Origin of the sequence: Aureimonas sp. OT7, from assembly GCF_014844055.1 — a bacterium.
In the GTDB taxonomy this organism is placed as follows: domain Bacteria; phylum Pseudomonadota; class Alphaproteobacteria; order Rhizobiales; family Rhizobiaceae; genus Aureimonas; species Aureimonas altamirensis_A.
The window spans coordinates 2,660,302-2,677,686 of sequence record NZ_CP062167.1 but is presented as its reverse complement, the minus strand read 5'-3'; the positions used below and the strand labels follow the sequence as shown (position 1 = coordinate 2,677,686).

18 protein-coding genes are annotated in these 17,385 nt (G+C 64.5%); 12 read left to right on the top strand and 6 right to left on the bottom strand.

The window, feature by feature from the left end:
* Positions 1 to 57: 57 nt before the first annotated feature.
* On the top strand, positions 58 to 732 hold the full coding sequence (locus IGS74_RS12785) for an HAD family hydrolase (RefSeq protein WP_192386602.1): 675 nt from the start codon (positions 58 to 60) through the stop codon (positions 730 to 732).
* Here IGS74_RS12785 and IGS74_RS12780 read toward each other — a convergent pair.
* The 4 genes from IGS74_RS12780 to IGS74_RS12765 are packed head-to-tail and all read right to left on the bottom strand — an operon-like array spanning position 729 to position 4,129.
* Positions 729 to 1,367, bottom strand: coding sequence for a phosphoribosyltransferase family protein (locus IGS74_RS12780; protein WP_192386600.1), 639 nt, complete (start codon positions 1,365 to 1,367; stop codon positions 729 to 731). The two genes, IGS74_RS12785 and IGS74_RS12780, sit on opposite strands and share 4 nt — an antisense overlap.
* Positions 1,364 to 2,038, bottom strand: a complete 675-nt coding sequence (locus IGS74_RS12775; RefSeq protein ID WP_192386598.1) for an energy-coupling factor transporter transmembrane component T — start codon at positions 2,036 to 2,038, stop codon at positions 1,364 to 1,366. The genes IGS74_RS12780 and IGS74_RS12775 overlap by 4 nt, the downstream gene beginning before the upstream one ends.
* Complete coding sequence (locus IGS74_RS12770; protein WP_192386596.1) at positions 2,035 to 3,552, bottom strand: ABC transporter ATP-binding protein; 1,518 nt, start codon at positions 3,550 to 3,552, stop codon at positions 2,035 to 2,037. Before IGS74_RS12770 ends, IGS74_RS12775 begins: the two co-directional genes overlap by 4 nt.
* Before the next feature lie 7 nt (positions 3,553 to 3,559).
* Positions 3,560 to 4,129, bottom strand: coding sequence for an aminotriazole resistance protein (locus IGS74_RS12765; RefSeq protein WP_192386594.1), 570 nt, complete (start codon positions 4,127 to 4,129; stop codon positions 3,560 to 3,562).
* A 142-nt stretch (positions 4,130 to 4,271) separates the two neighbouring features.
* Here IGS74_RS12765 and IGS74_RS12760 point away from each other — a divergent pair, with 142 nt between their 5' ends.
* On the top strand, positions 4,272 to 6,077 hold the full coding sequence (locus IGS74_RS12760) for a monovalent cation:proton antiporter-2 (CPA2) family protein (protein WP_192386592.1): 1,806 nt from the start codon (positions 4,272 to 4,274) through the stop codon (positions 6,075 to 6,077).
* A gap of 3 nt (positions 6,078 to 6,080) precedes the next feature.
* Here IGS74_RS12760 and ugpC read toward each other — a convergent pair whose 3' ends face one another.
* Entirely contained in the window at positions 6,081 to 7,160 is a 1,080-nt protein-coding gene (gene ugpC / locus IGS74_RS12755; protein WP_192386590.1) for a sn-glycerol-3-phosphate ABC transporter ATP-binding protein UgpC, read from the bottom strand.
* A gap of 93 nt (positions 7,161 to 7,253) precedes the next feature.
* On the opposite strand from ugpC, the gene IGS74_RS12750 reads away from it, so the two are divergent.
* From IGS74_RS12750 to IGS74_RS12720, 7 genes are read left to right on the top strand one after another with little or no spacing between them, the layout of a single operon-like run.
* A complete protein-coding gene (locus IGS74_RS12750; protein WP_192391787.1) occupies positions 7,254 to 7,937 on the top strand; it encodes a GntR family transcriptional regulator in 684 nt (227 codons plus the stop codon).
* On the top strand, positions 7,934 to 8,890 hold the full coding sequence (locus tag IGS74_RS12745; protein ID WP_206688163.1) for an alpha/beta hydrolase: 957 nt from the start codon (positions 7,934 to 7,936) through the stop codon (positions 8,888 to 8,890). The genes IGS74_RS12750 and IGS74_RS12745 overlap by 4 nt, the downstream gene beginning before the upstream one ends.
* Positions 8,891 to 8,932: 42 nt before the next feature.
* The gene (locus IGS74_RS12740) at positions 8,933 to 10,129 is read left to right on the top strand and encodes a sugar ABC transporter substrate-binding protein (RefSeq protein WP_246722548.1); all 1,197 of its coding nucleotides are present in this window, start codon (positions 8,933 to 8,935) and stop codon (positions 10,127 to 10,129) included.
* The gene (locus tag IGS74_RS12735) at positions 10,129 to 11,052 is read left to right on the top strand and encodes a sugar ABC transporter permease (RefSeq protein WP_039193885.1); all 924 of its coding nucleotides are present in this window, start codon (positions 10,129 to 10,131) and stop codon (positions 11,050 to 11,052) included. The genes IGS74_RS12740 and IGS74_RS12735 overlap by 1 nt, the downstream gene beginning before the upstream one ends.
* Positions 11,049 to 11,882 (top strand): carbohydrate ABC transporter permease, encoded by an 834-nt coding sequence (locus IGS74_RS12730; protein WP_192386588.1) that lies wholly within the window; start codon positions 11,049 to 11,051, stop codon positions 11,880 to 11,882. Before IGS74_RS12735 ends, IGS74_RS12730 begins: the two co-directional genes overlap by 4 nt.
* Positions 11,883 to 11,928: 46 nt before the next feature.
* The gene (locus IGS74_RS12725; RefSeq protein ID WP_192391784.1) at positions 11,929 to 12,810 is read left to right on the top strand and encodes a sugar phosphate isomerase/epimerase family protein; all 882 of its coding nucleotides are present in this window, start codon (positions 11,929 to 11,931) and stop codon (positions 12,808 to 12,810) included.
* On the top strand, positions 12,807 to 13,802 hold the full coding sequence (locus tag IGS74_RS12720) for a Gfo/Idh/MocA family oxidoreductase (protein WP_192386586.1): 996 nt from the start codon (positions 12,807 to 12,809) through the stop codon (positions 13,800 to 13,802). The genes IGS74_RS12725 and IGS74_RS12720 overlap by 4 nt, the downstream gene beginning before the upstream one ends.
* Before the next feature lie 49 nt (positions 13,803 to 13,851).
* On the opposite strand, the gene IGS74_RS12715 is transcribed toward IGS74_RS12720, so the two are convergent.
* Positions 13,852 to 14,550, bottom strand: coding sequence for a fumarylacetoacetate hydrolase family protein (locus tag IGS74_RS12715; protein WP_039193893.1), 699 nt, complete (start codon positions 14,548 to 14,550; stop codon positions 13,852 to 13,854).
* 179 nt (positions 14,551 to 14,729) lie between these two features.
* Here IGS74_RS12715 and IGS74_RS12710 point away from each other — a divergent pair, with 179 nt between their 5' ends.
* The 3 genes from IGS74_RS12710 to IGS74_RS12700 are packed head-to-tail and all read left to right on the top strand — an operon-like array spanning position 14,730 to position 17,382.
* Positions 14,730 to 15,743 carry an ABC transporter substrate-binding protein gene (locus tag IGS74_RS12710; protein WP_192386584.1) on the top strand — a complete coding sequence of 338 codons (1,014 nt, stop codon included), beginning with the start codon at positions 14,730 to 14,732 and terminating at the stop codon, positions 15,741 to 15,743.
* On the top strand, positions 15,740 to 16,522 hold the full coding sequence (locus tag IGS74_RS12705) for an ABC transporter ATP-binding protein (RefSeq protein WP_192386582.1): 783 nt from the start codon (positions 15,740 to 15,742) through the stop codon (positions 16,520 to 16,522). Before IGS74_RS12710 ends, IGS74_RS12705 begins: the two co-directional genes overlap by 4 nt.
* Positions 16,519 to 17,382 (top strand): ABC transporter permease, encoded by an 864-nt coding sequence (locus tag IGS74_RS12700; RefSeq protein ID WP_245283043.1) that lies wholly within the window; start codon positions 16,519 to 16,521, stop codon positions 17,380 to 17,382. The genes IGS74_RS12705 and IGS74_RS12700 overlap by 4 nt, the downstream gene beginning before the upstream one ends.
* The last annotated feature ends 3 nt before the right edge of the window (positions 17,383 to 17,385 follow it).

The window sequence follows — 17,385 nt, the reverse complement described above, 5'->3', positions numbered from 1 at the left end:
GACATGTTTGCGCCAGTTTCCGCCCTACCGGTGCCAGGTAAAGCGAGAGGCTGCGACATGCGCATGGAAACCGCCTTCCTGTTCGATCTCGACGGGACGCTCGTCGACAGCGTCTATCAGCATGTGCTGGCGTGGAAGCATGCGCTGGATGAAGAGGGTATCGCCCTGTCCGTCTGGCGCATCCACCGGCGCATCGGCATGAGCGGGGGCCTGTTCACAAACCAGCTCCTGCGGGAAACCGGCCAGGACCTGACCCCTGAGCGGATGGAGCGGCTGCGCCATCTCCACGCGGAAGCGTACCGGGCGCAAAGGGCGAGCGTCCAGCCGCTACCCGGCGCCCGCGCACTGCTGAAATGGCTTGGCGAGGCCGGCATACCATGGGCCATCGCCACCAGCGGCCGCATGGAAACCGCACGTGTCAACCTGGAGGCGCTCGGCGTCGACCCGGATCGCTCCGTTGTCGTGACGCGCGATCAGGTGCGTTACGCCAAACCCGACCCGGACCTGTTCCTGGCCGCCGCCGACAGGCTCGGATTTCCGATCGGGAACTGCATGGTGGTGGGCGACGCCATCTGGGACATGCTGGCTGCAACGCGCGCCCGGGCCCTCGGCATCGGGCTTCTCAGCGGTGGCTACGGGCGGGAAGAGCTGCAAGAGGCGGGAGCCATCCGCGTCTATGACGATCCAGCCGATCTTCTTGTGCATATCGATGAGGTTGGCGGACGCCGCTAATCCGGATTGTGAAGAAACGTTTCCGGCATTGGAACCCAGGTTCCGCCCTCGTTCCTGAACTGTGGGATATGCGCCAGACTGTGAACCAGCGCCGCATCCTCGCCAAGGGTTTGGAGCCAGTCTCGCGCCTCGGTCAGGATCACGCCAAGGCCAACGACGATGCCGCCGGCCCGCCTGACGAGGTCGGCCGCGCCCTTCAGGCTGGAGCCGGACGCCACCACATCGTCCACCACGACGACGCGCTTGCCGGCGATCAGCGGCACGGCCTGGCGGTCCAGCAGCAATTGCTGCTCGCGGGTCGAGGTAATAGAGGAGATCGTCTGCACCAGCGCGTCGCCGAGATGGATCTTGGGCGATTTTTGCAGCACGACGTACCGGTCCAGCCCCAGCGCCCGCGTCGTCTCGATGGCCACGGGGATGCCTAGGGTGGCCGGCCCGACGATGATGTCCGGCCGCAGCGGCGCGACCTTCTGTGCCAGCGCGGCGCCCGCATGGGCGCCGAAGCGGACGCCGAGATCGATGACCATCATCAGCGAAATGGCGAAGTCCGGTTTGATGGCCACGATGGGAAGTTCGACGGCAAGGCCGGCGACATCGACAGTCCAGTGCTGGCCGGTCATGGGGGAATGCGTCATACGGTGCCTCTCCTCGGTGGCAGGGTCGGCTCCACCAGCAGGCCGACATTGCGCCATGTGGTGCGCTTGCGCCGCATGTCGAAGCCGTTGATGGCGAGCGACAGCGAGATGGCGTGCGCCATGCGCACGGCCTGCACCAGGAGCGGAACCCCGCGCGCAAGCGAATAGCGCAGCCGCCTGAAGAAGGGCACGTCGTCTATCTCCATGCCCCGGGCGCGCTGCGCATCGGCAATGCGCTGGAAATCCTCACGCAGCATCGGGATGATGCCGAAGGTCAGCGACAGCACCAGCGTCACCACCGGTGGCAGGCGCGCGGCGCTGCATGCGGCCAGGATGGAGCCGGGACTGGATGTCTCCATCACGAAGTAGAAGGCGGCGGTGGTCGTGACGAGCCGCGCGGCCATGCCGGCAGCCACCGGTATCGTGTCCGGCCACGGCATGCCCTGTATCGCAAGGTTGACGATCCAGCTTGCCATGACCAGCAGGACCAGAAGGCCTGCACCCTTGAGATAGGCCGACAGGCCCGGGACACCGGTTGCCGCAAGGACCAGTATGGTGACGGCCGCGATGGGCACGCCCCACCACCAGCCGGGCACGGCCCAGGCCACCACCATCAGCGCGAAGGCAAGCCCCAGCTTGGCGAAGAAATTGATGTCGTGAATGCGCGTCATGCGGCTTCTCCGCGGGTGGCGTTGCGGGGCGCCGGCCAGCCGAGGGCCGCGAAGGCGGCGCTGGTCCATGCCGTATCGGTTGGGCCGTCATGCGTGATGGCGCCGCCGTCGAGTATCAGAAGCCGCTCCGCAACGTCGTCGACCATGTCGAGATCGTGAGAGATCACAAGCACCGCGCCGCCACGCCGCCTCTGCGCCTGCAGGAAGGTGTCGAGCATCCGCCGGCCATGGACGTCGCGGCCGAAGAGGGGCTCGTCCAGTATGGCGACGGGGGCCGCCGCAGCATCGGCGCAGGCAAGGCCCAGCAGTGCCTGTTGCCGTGCCGAAAGGGCAAACGGGTTTGTTTCCGCATGGGCGGCCAGGCCATATGTCGCCAGCGCATGCGCGGCTCGCTGGCGGGCCTCGTCGTCCACCGCGCCGCCGGCTGTGACGGCAAACAGCAACTCCTCGCGCACCGTCATGTTGAAAAGCACACGCCGCATGGTCTGCGGCAGATAGGCGATGGACCGTGCGCGGCGGGCGGCGGTCCAGCTTTCGGCGTCCGCACCTTCGATGACGACGCGTCCCGCGGCAATCGGCGCAAGACCAAGGAGTGCCTGGAACAATGTCGTCTTGCCGGCGCCGTTGCGCCCGATCAGGCCAACGATCTCTCCTGCCTGCAGCCGGAAGCCGGCATCGCCGAGGACCGGCCTGCCGTCGCCGCGCTGCAGCCGGGTACGGATGTGCTCCACCGCAAGCCTGTCGGCACCCGGGGTCACCGCTTCCAGCTTCCGGGGCCGGCTTGCCGGCGCAATGAGCCCGCAATCGGCCCACGCGGCGTCGTCGGCCAGGCATTCGGCCATCGGACGACGTGCGGTCAGCCTGCCATTCTGCAGCAACTGCACGGCATCGGCCAGTCGACCGAACGGTACGGCGTTCTCTTCCGTGACGAGGATGCCCATCCTGTCGACGGAGGCGCGCTCCAGCAGCGAAATCAGCCGCGCGGTGGCGGCAGGGTCGAGCCCGGTCGTCGGTTCGTCCAGCACCAGATAGCGCGGCCGGTCCGCCTGGGCGGCCGCCAACGCAACCATGCGCCGCTCTCCGCCGGACAGCGTCAGCACCCGCCGTCCGCGCAGGGCGTTCAACCCGAAGTCGTGGATCAGCGCGTCGACCCGCTCCCGGATTGCGGGCTTTGCCAGACCACTGTTTTCCAGCGGGAAGGCGATCAGGTCTTCCACGCCGAGATCCCACAACTGGTCCTCGACGCTCTGGCCGACGGAACCGACCGCGCCGAACAGGGAGCCGCGATCCAGCCGTCCGGCATCCTCGCCGCCGACGCGGTGGATGCCGGAAAAGACGGTCGGCGTGACCAGCCGCGGCACGATGCCGGAGGCGACGGAGGCGAGGGTGGACTTGCCGGCGCCGGCGCTGCCGCAGATCAGCAGCCGTTCGCCGGGTTCCAGCGTGAGGGAGCAGCCGTCGAGCACGGGTGCTGCGTCGCCATGGGCGACGACGATGTCCTTGAGTTCGAGCACGGTGGAATCAGAAGCGCGCGAAGCTGCCGGGATGAGCGGATTTGAGCAGCTTGATGGCCGGTCGCACCAGAAGCGGCGTTCCGATCAGCATCGGCACGATATCCGAAAGGCCGAGATACATGACCGCCCACCAGAACGGGAATATGCCGAGCCAGGCGAGGCTGGCGGACACCGCAACCACCATGGCCAGCCCGACAATCAGGCAGGTTGCCGCAAGTTTGACCAGGGCCGGCACGTCGAACCGGGTGCGGGCCGGGTCGAACAGCATTCCGGGAACCAGCCCCGTAAGGCCCACCATGATCCCGTCGACGATCAGCGAATGGGCGGGAATGAAGGTTCCGGCCAGAAGAGACCAGACGATGGTACCGAGATAGCCGCAGATGAAACCGCTTTTCCAACCCAGAAGGATGCCGACGAGCGGTGGCAGGAAAGCGAAGATGCGCCACTGGATGACGCCCGGCACGAGCTGGATCGGGTTGGCATAGGCCCAGAGCACGCCCGTCGCGGCTGCTGCCACGATGGACAGGACCAGGGGGAAGAGCGTGTTGCCCTCGTGCGGTGCGGCGGTGGTGGACATCGGATGGACCTTTTGTGTTGCCTATTCGATCATGCAATCGACGTGCCAGATTCCTGCGGCATGGCAGCAACTAACGGTCGTGCTGTCGCGGCCAGCCGTGCCATAGTCGCCGCCAGGGGTTCATGTGCGAGTGGGGTCAGGCATGGCGGAAGCAGGTTTGTCGGGGACGGTCGGGCCGGCTGTCGTTCTTCTGGCATCGGCGGTGATAGCCGTGCCGCTGTTCAGGCGGCTGGGTCTGGGTTCGGTGCTGGGTTACTTCGCCGGCGGCCTGCTGGTCGGGCCATCGATTCTCGGAATTTTCACCGACCCCGCAACCATCCTTCATATTTCCGAACTCGGCGTGGTGATGTTCCTGTTCCTGATCGGGCTGGAGATGCGCCCCCACAAATTGTGGGCCATGAGAACGCAGATTTTCGGCCTCGGACTGGCGCAGGTCGTGCTGTGCATCGCACTCCTGACGGGCGCCGCCATGCTGCTGGGCTTTTCGCTGCCCGTCGCCTTCGTCGCCGGCGCCGGCTTCGTGCTCTCGTCCACGGCCGTCATCATGTCGGTCCTGCAGGAGCGCGGCGAACTGGCATCGCCGACCGGCCAGCAATCGGTGTCCATCCTGCTGTTGGAAGACCTGATGATCGTGCCGCTTCTGGCCATCGTCGCCTTCCTCGGCGCAAGCAGTATCGCCGAAGGCGAAGGTCTGACGCTCATGTCCTTCGTTGCGCCGGTCGCGGCGGTAGCCTTCGTCGTGGCGGCCGGGCGCTGGTTGCTGGACCCGTTCTTCGCGCTGCTGGCGCGCTCCCGCACGACCGAGGTGCTGACCGCCGGGGCCCTGCTCGTGGTGCTCGGCTCGGCGCTCCTGATGGAATTCGTCGGCCTGTCGATGGCAATGGGCGCCTTCCTGGCCGGCGTCATGCTGTCCGGCTCCAGCTACCGGCACCAGATCGAAACCGATGTCGAGCCCTTCAAGGGGCTTCTCATGGGCCTGTTCTTCCTTGCGGTGGGCATGTCGCTGGACCTCGCGGTCGTGGCGGCGCAATGGCCGATGATCCTGGCGCTTCTGGCGCTGTTCGTCATCGTCAAGTCCATCGGGATCTATGTCGTGGCACGCGCCTTCGGCTCCACCAACGTGCAGGCGTTGCATCGCGTTTCCATCTTCGCCCAGGGTGGTGAATTCGCTTTCGTGCTGTATGCGGCTGCCGTCGGCGGCGACGTGATATCCGGTCCGGAAAACGCGATCTTCGCCACGGTCATCATTCTTTCCATGGCCTTCACGCCGCTCATCACCATTCTTGCCGATCGGTTGCTCAAGGACGATGCGGTTTCGCTGGATGGCGTGGAAGAGCCCGATGGCCTCAAGGGGCGCGTCCTGATGATCGGCTTCGGGCGGTTTGGGCAGATCGCCTCGCAGCTCCTTCTGGCGCAGGCCGTGGACGTATCGCTGATCGACAACGATCCGGACAGGGTCCGCGAGGCCGGCAAGTTCGGCTTCAAGGTATTTTACGGCGACGGTACGCGGCTGGACATCCTGCGCCAGTCAGGGGCGGGCACCGCCGATATCATCATGCTGTGCGTGGACAAGCCGGTGGAGGCCGACCGCATGGTCGAACTGATCCGCGAGAATTTCCCCAATGCCCGGGTTCTCGCCCGCTCCTACGACAGGGGGCACTCGATCCGGCTGCGAAAGGCCGGGGTGGACTTCGAGCTGCGCGAAACGCTGGAATCGGCCATCGTCTTCGGCGGAGCGGGCCTGAAAATGCTGGGCATGACGAGCGTGGACGTCGAGGAAGTGACGGCCGACATCCGCCAGCGCGACGAGGACAGGCTTCTGGCGCAGGCCCAGGGCGGCATCATGGTCGGCAACGATACGATGCTGGTGGAGCCCCGGCCCGAACCTCTCGTCCAGCCTCGCAAGCGCAAGACGCGGGAGACGGAAGACGAGCCGGCCGCCGCCTGATGCTCAGGACAGGCGCTGCCCGCTTTGCGGGTCAAAAAGATGAACATGCGCAGGATCGCCGGCAACGGATACACGATCGCCCGTGGCAACGGTGGAGCCGCGCGGAAACTGCACGGTGATCATGCCGATTTCGGTATCGAGATAGCCGAACGTCTGGCTGCCCAGCCGTTCGACCATCGAGATCTCCCCGCTGAACCAGCCAGCGGTGTCACCGCCATCGACGACACGCAGATCTTCCGGGCGAATGCCGAAGACGACCTCGCTGCCGGGAAGCCGACGCGACACGGGCAGTGTCAGCGAAGTACCGGGAAGGGCGATGCTTATGCCATCGCCAGCGACGGGCCGTGCCTTGAGTGTCGGCGTATTCATGGTCGGGCTGCCGATGAAGCGTGCGACGAACAGCGTCTCCGGCTTGAGATACAGGTCCATCGGTGCGCCGACCTGTTCCATATGACCCTTGTTCATCACCACGATCCGGTCGGCCAGTGTCATGGCTTCCACCTGGTCATGCGTCACGTAAAGGGTCGTGGCGCGCATCCGGCGGTGCAGACGGGCGATTTCCAGTCGCATTTCCACCCGCAGCGCAGCATCGAGATTCGATAGCGGCTCGTCGAACAGGAATGCGTCCGGATGGCGGACAATGGCGCGACCCATGGCCACGCGCTGCCGCTGCCCACCCGAAAGCTGTGCCGGCTTGCGCTCCAGCAACTCGTCCAGCTTGAGGATATCGGCTGCCTGGCCGACCTGATTGTCGATCTCGGCCGCGGCGGTGTCCCGCATCTTCAGGCCGAAGCCCATGTTTTCCTTCACGCTCATATGCGGGTAGAGCGCGTAATCCTGGAATACCATCGCGATGTTGCGCTCGGCCGGTGGCAGATGCCCGACCGGCTTGCCGGCAATGAACAGCTCCCCGCCGGTGATCTCCTCCAACCCCGCGACCATACGAAGGAGGGTGCTTTTCCCGCAGCCCGAGGGGCCGACCAGCACGATGAACTCCCCACTCTCGATTTCCAGCGATGCCGAATGGATCACCTCCACCGAGCCGTAGGTCTTACGGATGTTCTGCAGTGCGATGGCGGACATGTTCCGAACCCTCCCGAGATATCGGCCTTGATCTTGATTATCATTATCGATAACGATATCGATCTACAAGGGCAAGGAAGGTGGTGCGTGGCGATGAACATCGCTCTCGAAACAAGGGCGCGGCGTGCCACGGCGATGAAGTCCTATGCGGTGCTGAGCGCGCTCAAGCGCGATATCATGCTGGGGGATCTCGGGCCGGGCCAGACGCTGACGGAGCTGGAGCTGGCGGGGCGCTTCGCCTGCAGCCAGGGCACCATCCGCGAGGCGCTGCTTCAATTGCAGGATGAAGGGCTCGTCGTACGGCAGGGCCATCGCGGCACCGTTGTCTCTGCCTGCACGGAGGTCGAAGCGGTGGAGCTGTTTCGTATTCGCCGGTCCATCGAGGGGCGGGGCATCCGCCGCGCGGTCGCCGGCAGAAGCCGGTCGCTTGTCGCGGACCTTCGGATGCTGGCCGAAGCCATGGAGACGGCGGCTGAAGCTGGCGACGAACTCGAGCTGGCTTCGCTCGACAGGGATTTTCACCGGCGCCTCTTTGCAGATGCGGAGCTACCGGCGCTGGATACGATCCTGCATCGCTGCCTGGTGCACAACCACCGCTTCAAAATTTCTCGGAGCACCACCGCCGAACGCGATCTCAGGCAGACGGCCCGGCGGCATGCGCCCATCGTTGCCGCCGTCGAGGCGGGCGACGCAGAGGAGGCGGCGCGCGCGCTGGATCATCACATCGTCACCATCGTCGATTTCGGCCCGGCCGTCTTCCCGGAGATGGGCGCATGACGTCCTCGATGAACCGGACGTTGTCTTCCGGCATGGCCGAGGTTTCCGCTGTGCTGGCAGCGGAGGGCCCCGCACCGGACGTCACCCTGATGGAGCCCTCGGCGGGCAGGGCGGAAGTAGAGCGGGCCAATGCGCGCTGGAACGTCGACCTGCCGGAAATGGCGGTGGTGTCGGATCTCATCGTTCCGTCCGACGGGCCGCTTGGCGCCGTGGATGTGCCGTTGCGGCTGCTGGTGCCGCATGGGGCGCGACCGGGCCTTGTTCTTTACGTGCACGGCGGTGGCTTCGCGTTCTGCAGCCCGGCCACGCACGAGCGGTGCGCGCGCATGCTTGCCGTGGCTTCCGGCATGGCCGTCGCCTTGCCGGCGTACCGGCTGGCACCGGAGCACCCGTTTCCTGCCGGGCTGAAAGATGTGGTGTCCTGTATTCGGCGGGGCATGCAGGTCGTCGCCGGCCATGGCGTCGTGCCCGGGCCGCTCTTCCTGGCCGGCGATTCCGCCGGTGCCAACCTGGCGCTGGCGGCCATGCTGCTTGACGGGGCGGACGCAATTTCCGGCGCGCTGCTGTTCTACGGCGTCTACGACGCCGATTTCGACAGCGAAAGCTACCGGTTCTTTGCCGAAGGGCCCGGGCTGACGCGTGGCAAGATGCAGCGTTACTGGGACTGGTACGTGGCGGACGCGGCGTTGCGAGACGACCCTCTGATCGCCCCGCTAAAGGCCCACGACCAGGCCTTGAAGGCGCTGCCGCCGCTGCATCTGGTGGCTGCCGGCATCGATCCGCTGCTGTCCGACAGCATCGCCTTCGCAAACCGTCTGGCCGAGCTTGGGCGAGTGGAGCGCCTGCACATCGTTTCAGGTGTGGTGCACGGATTTCTGCAGATGTCGTTGCTTTTGCCGGAAGCCCGCGCGGTGCTGGCCGATGCGGGGGCTTTCATACGCGCGCACGCCTGAGGACGCGCCAAACCTTTGGACTGATCTGGGAGGATACAAGTCATGCTACGCAAACTGATGCTGTCGGCCATCGCAACGGGGGCGGTGCTTGCTACCGTCCTGCCGGCCAACGCGGCCGAGACCGTACGGTTCTGGTACCATTTCGACAATCCGGAAAACCCGATGAGCGAGCTGATCGCGAAATTCGAGGCGGCCAACCCCGATATCACCATCGAGGCCGAGAACATTCCGTGGAACAGCTATTACGACAACCTGTACACTGCGCTGATCGGCGGCAATGCGCCGGATGCGGCGATGGTCAAGCTGTTCGCGCAGCCGCGCCTGCTTGAAATGGGGATGCTGGAGCCGATCGGCGCGCAGATCGATGCGTGGCCCGGCAAGGCGGACCTGTTGGACGGGTTGCTGGATCTCAACAAGGGGCCGGATGGCGAGGCATATTACCTGCCGATCCAGTATGTGACCCTGTACCTCTACTATCGTGCAGACCTGCTGGAAGCGGCCGGCATCCAGCCCCCCAAGACGTGCGACGAATTTCGCGTGGCCGCCAAGGCCCTGTCGAGCGGCGATACTTATGGTTTCGGCTTCCGTGGCGGCAAGGGCGGCTGGGACCAGTGGGGTACCTTCGTGATGTCGCGCGGGGCGAGGCTGGAGCCGGGCGGGCTCGATACGCCGGAGGCGATCGCCGCAAACCAATGGCTGGTCGATATGTTCCGGGAGGACAAGTCCATCCCGCCATCGGCGCCCAATGACGGGTTCCAGGAGATCATCGGCGCGTTCAAGGCCGGGCGTACGGCCATGACGATCCACCATATCGGCTCGTCGAACGACCTCGTCGCCGCGCTTGGCGACAAGGTGTCCGCCGTCCCGGTACCGGCGTGCGATGGTACGGCCTGGACGTCTTACGGCGATGAATCCCTTGCCATCTTCGCCAATTCCAGCGTCAAGGATGCGGCCTGGAAATGGATATCCTTCCTGGCGGAAGGGCAGAACAACGTCGATTTCGTCAAGGCGACCAACCAGATGACGGTGACGCGCAGCGGATCGGAAAACTGGACCAATCATGAAAAGCGCTTCGTCGACGCCACGGTGCAGTCGCTGCCCTTCGCGCATGTCCTGCCGCAGACATCGGCCACCGCCGACTTCGTCAATACCGAATGGCAGACGGCCATGCAGCAGGCGCTGACCGGGCAGATCACCTCCGAACAGATGATGCAGCGGCTTCAGGGCCTGTTCCAGTAATGACGGCGCTGTCGGAACTCGATGCGATGGAGCGGCGTCCGCGCCGCTCCATTCGCCACCGTATCATGCCCTATGCGCTCCTGGCGCCGGCGCTGATCGTAACCTTCGTCGTCGTCTTCATGCCGATGCTGGAAGCGGTGGTGACGAGCCTCTATGAGCTGGTCCTGTTCCGTCCGAATGCTAGCCGCTTCGTGGGCCTTGGAAACTATGTCGCCCTGTTCGGCGATCCTGTCTTCTGGACCGCCCTCTGGCAGACCTGCATCTGGATCGGCCTGACCGTGCCCCTGCAGATGGGGCTCGGCCTCGTTGCGGCGCTGCTTCTGAACAAGGAGTTTGCCTGGCGCGGCATTGCCCGTGCACTGGTGATCATACCCTGGGCGCTGCCGAGCGTCGTCATAGCGCTGATGTGGCGGTGGATTTACGATCCCACCACCGGCGTGCTCAACGATCTTCTTATCTACCTGTCCATTCTGCAGACGGCCGTTCCCTGGCTGGCCGACCCGGACAAGGCGCTTTACGCCGTCATCGCAACGCTGGTCTGGCAGGGCTTCCCCTTTTTCACGGTCATGATCCTCGCTGGCCTGCAAGGCATTCCGCGCAGCCAGTACGAAGCGGCGTCGATCGACGGCGCCAGCGCGTGGCGGCAGTTCCGCCACATCACGCTGCCGGGCATCGCGCCTATCCTTGCCACGGCCGGCCTGCTGCGCATCATCTGGGTGGCCAACTCGATGGACGTCATCTTCGTCATGACGGGCGGCGGACCCGGCTACGCCACCTATACGCTGCCGCTCTACGCCTTCATCAAGGCCCGGCAGAACCTGGATTTCGGCTACGGAACCTCGATCGCGGTCACCTTCACGATCCTGCTTGGCGTCGTGGTTGCGCTCTACATTGCGCGGTCCATGCGGGAGGTCGAAAAATGAACCGTGCAAGCTTTCTGTCCCGGCTCCTGACCGTTCACCTGCCTGTCCTGGCGATCGTGCTGATTGCCCTCGGCCCCTTCCTGTGGTTGATCCTGACGTCTCTGACGCCGTCTGCCGATATCGCCGCGCGCGGCGTGGCGCTGACGCCGCAGGGATGGAGCATCGACAATTACACGCGGCTGATCGAGCAGACGTCGTTTCTTGGCAATATGGGCCATAGCCTGATCGTGGCGCTGGGCACCGTCGTCGTCGGGCTGGTGGTGTCGGTTACGGCTGCCTACGCGTTCTCGCGGTTCCGTTTCATTGGCCGCCGGGCGCTGATGCTGCAGTTCCTGCTCGTCAACATGTTCCCCGTCGTGCTGCTGATCCTGCCGCTGTTCATCATCATGCGAAAGATCGGCATTCTCGATACGCATGTCGGGCTGATCCTCGCCAACGCCACGACGGCCATACCCTTTGCGGTGTGGATGTTGACGAGTTACGTCAACGCCATCCCCAAGAGCCTGGACGAAGCGGCGATGATCGACGGATGCTCGCGGCTGAAGGCGTTGCGGCGGGTGATCCTGCCCTTGGCCGTGCCGGGCATCATCTCCACCGGGATCTACATCTTCATCACGGCGTGGAACGAGTACCTCTATGCCCTTACGCTTGGCGGCCGCAACGTGCGTACCGTCACGGTGGCCATCCAGACGCTGATCGGCGAATACCAGATCGAGTGGGGGCTGCTTGCCGCCGGTGGCGTCGTCGGCGCGTTGCCCGCGACACTTCTGTTCCTGCTGGTGCAGCGCCGTCTGGTCGGCGGGCTGACGCAGGGCGCGGTGAAGGGTTGAGCCCATGCCGCAACACATCCATCCAGGCTTGAAGGAAATCGAGACCATGAACCCGATCGGGTTGATCTCCATGCAATATGCACGTCCGTTCACGGCGGAGCACTTTCCGTTCTTCGATAAGATGAAGTCGCTCGGATACGATTTCGTCGAGCTGCTGGTACCCGAACCGGGAGAGCTCGACCCCGCTGAGACGTCGCGGGCGTTGAAGGATGCCGGCCTTGGCGTGGTGCTGGCCGCGCGCGTGAACCTGCAACGCAACCTCTGCTCCGACGATGCATCGGCACGGGCGGCCGGGGTCGATTATCTGCGCTATGCCACGGATGTCGCGGCGGCGATGGGCTCGACGATCGTCGGTGGACCCTTGACCGGCAATCCGCTGGTGTTTGCGGGGCGGCCGCCCCAGCCCGTTTCCGAAGACCAGCGGAAAGCGCGCAAGGACCATGCCGTAAAGGGGTTGCGGGCAGCGGGCGAGCATGCGGCAAAGGCCGGCGTGATGCTGGCGGTCGAGCCGCTGAACCGCTTCGAAAGCGACGTCCTCTGCACCACGCAACAGGCGATGGAACTGTTGGATGCGGTGGACCATCCCGCCGTCGCGCTGATGCTGGATACGTTCCATATGCATATGGAAGAGGCCTCGATCGCAGAGGCGATCCTTTTGGCCGGCCCGCGGATCTGCCATTTCCAGGCAAACGAGAACCATCGTGGCTTTCCCGGCACGGGCGCCACCGACTGGGTCCCCGTCTGTCGCGCCCTGCGCGAGGTCGGCTATGCCGGCCCGGTATCGCTGGAGCCGTTCCGGCGCGACGACGACAGGTTTGGCGTGCCCTTTGCCCAGTGGCGAGCGCCGCATGAAGACGAAAGCGACCGGCTGGCGGCCAGCGTCGATTTCATCCGTTCGCACCTCCAGCTTGCAGGTTACAGACGATGACACTGAAAATCGGGTGGATCGGTTGTGGCGTTCACGCCACCCAGATGTTGCTGCCGCAATTCGTGCGGCATGATGTGGAAATCGTCGCCCTATGCGACGTAGACGGAGCGCGGCTGGCCGCCGCCGGACGGCAGTTCGGCGTGCGCACGCTGCATTCGGATGCAATGGACCTCATTGCCACCCCCGGCATAGACGCTATCGGCATGGCTGTCGGGCCGGACCAGCATTTGGCATTCGGCCTCGCCGCGCTGGAAAGGGGTCTGCCCGTCTTCATGGAGAAGCCGCCAAGCGGAAGCGCCGCCGGAGCGGAGCAACTGGCCCGCGCCTCCGAGAAGGCCGGCAAGCCGCTGCTGGTCGGCTTCATGAAACGCTATTCGGTCGGCAATCGCATCGCTGCCAATATCCTGCGCTCGGGGCGTTTCGGCGACGTGCTCGGCCTGACGGGCTATTACATGACCGCACCCGGCTATTTCGCCGGTAACGTCGATTATACCGGCTTCCTGCTGCATCACTGCGTGCACTACATGGACCTTGTCTCTTTCCTTGTTTCGCCGGTACGGCGTATCGAGGCGCGCAAGGTTGAGAAGACACCCGGCCGCATCCTCTTTCATACACAGTTCGACTTCGAATGCGGTGCCGTCGGAACCATCGCCATGGGGACGATCCAGTCGCGCGGCACACCGGTCGAGCGCATCGAGATCATGGGAGACCATCAGCGCATAGAGGTCGAGGACGTGGTGGAAATCCGCTGGCATCGCAACCCACCCTTCAAGGTGGACGATCTTGGCGCAACGCTTGCGGACGATAGCGACAGCCTGACGTGGAAACCCAATTTCACGGCTGCGGCAAACGAGGACTACAAGGGCTATCACGCCTTGCTCGCGGATGTACTGCCGGCTCTTGCCGGCGCCGATACCCCGGCGCCGGACATTCATGACGGGCTCGTCGCCATGCGGCGCCTGGAAGACATGCGCGCTAAACTGGACATCTGAAGATCGGGGGCATCGCCACGTGGAACGCGGCGATGCCCATAGGGTAACGTCAGCCGATGGTAATACGCAGTTCGCCCAGTCCGTCTATCGTTCCGACGAGTTCGTCTCCGGTGACCACCGGGCCGACGCCGTCGGGCGTGCCGGTCATGATGACGTCGCCAGGCTCAAGCGAGAAATAGCGCGACAGCGTCGCGATGATCTCGGGTGTCTTCCAGATCATGAGGGACAAGTCCGAATCCTGCTGCACCCTGCCGTTGACGGCAAGGCGGATGCTGCCGGACGAGGGATGCCCGACCTCCGATACGGGGTAGACGGGCCCGCAGGGCGCCGAATGGTCGAAGGATTTCTTCATCTCCCATGGCAGGCGCGGGGCGTCCGGCTGCCCCGTCACGCGCCGCCGCGTCATGTCGAGGCAGATGCCGTATCCGAAGACATGGTCCAGCGCCTCGGATTCGGGGATGTCATAGCCTCCCGACTTCATCACGGCCATCAACTCCAGCTCGTAATGGAAATCGTCGGTCCCAGGCGGATAGGGCACCGTCTCGCCCGACTGCACCACCGCGTCGCGCGGCTTCTGGAACACCAGCGGGAAGTCGCGTGTCTCGTCGCCCCCCATCTCGCGGACATGCGCGACATAGTTGCGCCCGACGCAGTAGATCCGCCGGACAGGATAGCGATCATGGCTTCCGATGACGGGCAGCGTTGGCTGTGCGGGGGCGGGGACGACCATCTTGGGTGCGTTCAGCATGACATGATCCGGATTTCGTTCACGATGCCGGAACGCTAGCGGCCCCAACTCCATCTGTCGACAAAAATCGATAAAAAATCACATTATATAATAAAATCGATTTTACGTTGACAGTCGGTGGTCTTTGATGCGTTGCTAGGGTCGTTCACCGACACACCGCATCATAGGGGACTGGCATTATGATTTCCCGCAGATGTCTTCTCGCCACCGGTACGCTCCTGGCCGCGCTGGCGTTTCCCGTGGCCGGACAGGCCGAGACCACCCGGCTGACGGTCGTTTTTCCGAGCCCGGGCGGGCTCGGCTACTACGCCTTCTACAACGCCATCCAGGAAGGATATTTCGCGCAGGAGGGGATCGAGGTCCAGGCGCAGAGCGTCAACGGCTCCGCGCAAGTGATCCAGGCGCTTCTGGCGGGGCAGGCGCAGATCGGGCATCCCGGCGTTGCGCCGGTCCTCAATGCGCGGGAGGGCGGCGAAGACATCGTCTACATCTACAACACCTTCACCAGCAGCCAGTTCAACATCGTGGTCGAGGGCGACGCACCCTATACCTCCGTCGAGGAGTTGCGCGGCAAGGTGATCGGCGTCGGAACCGCCGATGGTGCGGAAGTCGCCTTCGCCCGGTCCATCTTCGATGCACAGGGCATGAAGGAAGGCGAGGATTTCCGCTTCCTCACGGTTGGCGAGGGCGGCATGGCCGTTGCCGCCTTCATGCAGGATTCCATCGACGCCTATGTCTCGGATACGGCAGGTGTGGCGACGCTGCGGCTGCGCGGTGTCGACCTCAAGATGCTGACGCCGCCGGAGTTCAAGGCCTATTTCGGCAATGGCTACGCGGTGACACGGGCTTTCCTGGAAAGCAATCCGGAGACGATCGAAGGCTTCGGGCGCGCCCTGGTGAAAGGAAGCCGCTTCGGTTTTGCGCCGGAGAACCGCGAGAAGACCTTGCAGAATGCGCTTGTCGGCAATCCGCAGCAGCTCGACGACCCGGATTTTGCGGCAGCCCTGATGGACACCTATCTCGACCTCACGGCTCCGCAGGACGAGGCACAGGGCTTCGGCTACCAGCGCCCCGAAGCCTGGGTGCGCTGGCACGACACCCTGGTGGCGTCGGGCGACCTCGACAAGCCCGTCGATAATCTCGAGGCGGCCTATACGAACGCCTTCGTGCCGGCCTGGAATGCCGACCGATGATGGCGGCGGAGGCGCGCCCGGTCTATCGCCTGCAGGGTGTCAACCGGACCTTCGGCGACGGGCATGTCGTCGCCCTTCAGGATGTGGACCTGACCCTCGCGCGGGGTGAGTTCCATTCGGTGATCGGCTCCAGTGGATGCGGCAAGACGACCCTTCTGAAGATCATGGCGGGCCTGCTTCCGCCATCGGCCGGCAAGGTCATGCTGGCCGACAGGCCGGTGTTGGGACCGCGTCCGGATATCGGCATGATGTTCCAGCAGGCGACGCTGTTTCCCTGGCGCACCACCATCGAAAACATCCTGCTGCCGATCGAGGTGCGCGACGGCAAGCGTGCCGCAGCCGCCGCGCGGCCCAGCGCGGAAGCGCTGCTGGAGCTGGTGGGTCTCAAGGGCTTCGGCACCGCCTATCCGTCGGAGCTTTCGGGCGGGATGGCGCAGCGGGCCGCCATGTGCCGTATGCTCGTCTGCGAGCCCGAAGTACTGTTGCTGGACGAGCCGTTCAGCGCGCTGGACGAGATCACCCGTGATTTCATGAACCTGGAACTGCAGCGGGTCTGTATGAAGCGGCGGGCAACGGCCTTTCTGGTAACCCATTCCATTTCGGAGGCGGTGCTTCTGTCCGACAAGGTCCATGTCATGTCGGCCCGGCCCGGCAGGGTCATCCGCACAATCGACATAGACCTTCCCCGTCCACGAACGCTGGAGATGTCGTCGCAACCGGCCTTCGGCTCCTATGTCTCGACCATCAGAGATCTACTCGACAAGGGAGCATTCCTGTGAGCGTTCTTCCTCAGGATACGGCCGCCGAGCCGGCCCACACCGTCTGGCGGCAGGATGTATCATGGTCGGCCACCACGCCGCGTTCGTTGTTGCTGATCGGGGTGCTGGCGGCCTTTCTGGGGGCCTGGCACCTGTTTTCAACGTCGGGCATCGTCTCGCCGCTCATCCTTCCATCCCCCTTCGCCGTGATCGCCGACCTGTGGGTCGTCGGCAAGGGCCTCGCCTCCGGTAACTACATGCTGCCGGCGCTCTGGATCACCGTTCAGGAGGTGATCTGGGGCTTCGTCCTTGCCGTAGGCATCGGGGTGTTCCTGGGGGTCGTCGTGGGCGAGACGACGTTCGGCGAGCGGGCGATCATGCCTTACATCGTGGCCATCGATACCATGCCGAAGATCGCCTTTGCGCCGCTTTTCGTCGCATGGCTCGGCTTCGGGATCTCGTCCAAGCTGGCGCTTGCGGCCTTTATCTCGGTGTTTCCCATCGTCGTCGGCACGGCGGCCGGGCTGCATGCCGCCGATGCCAATTCCCGCATGCTGTTCCAGAGTATCGGGGCGACGCGCTGGCAGACGCTGGTTAAGCTGAAGATACCGACAGGGCTTCCGCAATTCTTCACCGGGCTCAAGATCGCGTCCATCAGCGTCGTTTCCGGTGCCATCGCCGGCGAGTTCCTCGGCGGCGGGCAAGGCTTCGGCGAACTCATCCGGGTCGCGGCCTCGCAACTCGATACGCCGCGCGTCTTTTCCCTGATCCTGTACCTCAGCCTGATTGGGCTTGCCATGTTCGGGCTCGTCAGCTGGATGCAGAACAGGTTCGTCTTCTGGCACCGATCGTCGAATTCCATGCCCAAAAAAGCCGTCTGACGC